The following is a 1,888-nucleotide window of genomic DNA, read 5'->3' as shown; positions in this document are numbered from 1 at the left end:
TTCGCTCCTGCCGTACTAGAGCGCCTGGCCCTGATCACCCTCGGGCGCTCCGCTGGCCTGTCCTTGGATGAGATCGCTCAGATGTTCGCACCCGACGGCAAGCTGCGAGTCAACCGAAAGCTGCTCGCCCTCAAAGCCGCAGAACTGGATGCCACGATCCACAAACTCACCGCCATGCGCAACGGCCTTCGCCACGCCGCCGTGTGTCCCGCGCCAAGCCACATGGAATGCCCAACCTTCCGTCGCCTCCTCGGCCTGGCCGCGTCGGAAACGAGTTCGACGCGCAAGCAACGGAAGTCGTCGAAGAAGCGCAGAGTTGTATCGCGGTCGCGGTGACCGTCAGAGCGCAGTCTTGAGCTAAGGGGGGCTGGCGTATGCGGGACTAGTTTCCTGAACACGGAGATGCCAGTACTCCGGCCGGCGTGAGTGATGAGAAACGGCGACGATTAGGATGCCGTCCGGCTCGGGGAGGTAAACAACCGCGAAGGGGAAGCCACGAACGAAAACGCGGCGAGCATTCTCGGACGCCATTGCTCCAGCGAAAGGATACGCAAGCGCTCTTGCGGCTCCGGCTTCGACTGCCCCGACAAAGCGGGCGGCCAGGTCAGGTTCCTGCATGTGGTAGTACGCGACCTGCGCAAGAAACTCACGCCGAGCTGGCGCGGTGAATCGCGCCCGATTCATCGTGAGATGCGGCGCGCGTCAGCGAAAACGTCCTCGGCGGAATAGGCGGAAATCTCTCCGCGATCAAACGCTGCTATTCGATGCTCGACTTCTTCAGCCCAAGCCCTTTCAATGTCGGAAACTGGAGAATGCAACGATTCCAACAAGGTTTCAGCGAGCTTGGCGCGGTCCTCAGTGGACAGCGCGCGCGCTTGTTCTTCAATCTGTTTCAAGGAAGTCGGCATGGATGCACCTCCGTTAGAAGCGAACAAGTCTACTGGCACTGGAGAATATCAGTACCGGGCCGAGCGGCTATTATTGATATTCAGGGAAGTGCTGAGTGCGTGAGCATGCCGACATCAAAGTGGACATGGAAGTCGGTGTGACATCAACAAAGCCATGACGTATAAAGAATTACAGGCAGAAAGAAAGCGGACATTCAAGCGGGCATAGGGCCGGTCGCCGGCGACCGGACGCGCGCGATGAACTGTTACTTCAGCGAGGAGATATCGTGCGTACGTTGATCATCATTGTGATCGGGCTGGCCATCGCTGCGGCGGTAATGCGCTTTGTGCCGGTGGCGCACCGGCTACTGGCGGCGGGCGTGTTCACGGCTGCGTGGCTAGTAGTGACGATATTGAATCTGAAGACGGGGCTGTCGCACGGCTACACCCTGGCGGAAGAGCTGCCGATTCACTCAGTGTTGTTCGGTGTGCCAGTCGTAGCGGCTTGGCTATGGATCTGGTGGGCTGGACGCTGAAGAGTGGAGGGGATCGCCAACCGATCCCCTCGCTAGATCAAAAGATCAGGGAAGCTCGGTCGTCCCCATCAAGTACCGATCGCATTCTCTCGCCGCACCCCGGCCTTCATTGATCGCCCAGACGATCAGGCTCTGACCGCGACGGCAGTCGCCGGCGGCGAAGACGCCTTTGAGACTGGTGGTGAATTGGCCGTGATCGGCTTTCACGTTGCTACGAGCGTCGGTTTCGACGGCGAGATCTTTCAACAGCATCTGCTCAGGGCCGAGGAAGCCCATGGCGAGCAGTACGAGCTGAGCGGGATACACCTTCTCGGTGCCGGCGACTTCGACCGGTACGAAACCACCCTTGTCGTTCTTCTCCCAAGTGATCTGCACAGTCACGACTTCCTTCACCGCGCCGTCAGCGTCGGCGTTGAAGCGCTTCACCGTGGTGAGATACGTGCGCGGGTCGCCGCCGAACTTGGC

General features: G+C 59.9%; 5 protein-coding genes. 2 read left to right on the top strand and 3 right to left on the bottom strand.

What is annotated here, in order from left to right:
* Positions 1-336 (top strand): MerR family DNA-binding protein (locus JNL55_RS28565; RefSeq protein WP_293862707.1); only part of this gene is annotated, 336 nt, incomplete at its 5' end.
* Between the two features lie 21 nt (positions 337-357).
* Here JNL55_RS28565 and JNL55_RS37545 read toward each other — a convergent pair.
* A complete protein-coding gene (locus JNL55_RS37545) occupies positions 358-684 on the bottom strand; it encodes a type II toxin-antitoxin system RelE/ParE family toxin (RefSeq protein ID WP_415923180.1) in 327 nt (108 codons plus the stop codon).
* Positions 681-908: an addiction module protein gene (locus JNL55_RS28560; RefSeq protein ID WP_293862705.1), complete on the bottom strand. Its 228-nt coding sequence runs from the start codon at positions 906-908 to the stop codon at positions 681-683. The genes JNL55_RS37545 and JNL55_RS28560 overlap by 4 nt, the downstream gene beginning before the upstream one ends.
* 266 nt (positions 909-1,174) lie before the next feature.
* Between JNL55_RS28560 and JNL55_RS28555 the strand changes: the two genes are divergently transcribed.
* Positions 1,175-1,423, top strand: coding sequence for a hypothetical protein (locus JNL55_RS28555; protein ID WP_293862703.1), 249 nt, complete (start codon positions 1,175-1,177; stop codon positions 1,421-1,423).
* Positions 1,424-1,468: 45 nt separating this feature from the next.
* Here the strand turns inward: JNL55_RS28555 and JNL55_RS28550 are convergent.
* Positions 1,469-1,888: FAD-dependent oxidoreductase (locus JNL55_RS28550; RefSeq protein ID WP_293862701.1), on the bottom strand; the 420-nt coding region annotated here is incomplete at its 5' end.

It is taken from the genome of Steroidobacter sp. (genome assembly GCF_016790065.1).
Classification (GTDB): domain Bacteria; phylum Pseudomonadota; class Gammaproteobacteria; order Steroidobacterales; family Steroidobacteraceae; genus Steroidobacter.
Note: the sequence above shows the minus strand (reverse complement) of the source record. Positions and strands in the feature narration are given on the sequence as shown.

What these genes read in the sequence shown, in the direction of transcription:
- JNL55_RS28560 (WP_293862705.1), bottom strand. Translation starts at nt 908, where the DNA reads ATGCCGACTTCCTTGAAACAGATTGAAGAACAAGCGCGCGCGCTGTCC.
- JNL55_RS37545 (WP_415923180.1), bottom strand. Translation starts at nt 684, where the DNA reads ATGAATCGGGCGCGATTCACCGCGCCAGCTCGGCGTGAGTTTCTTGCG.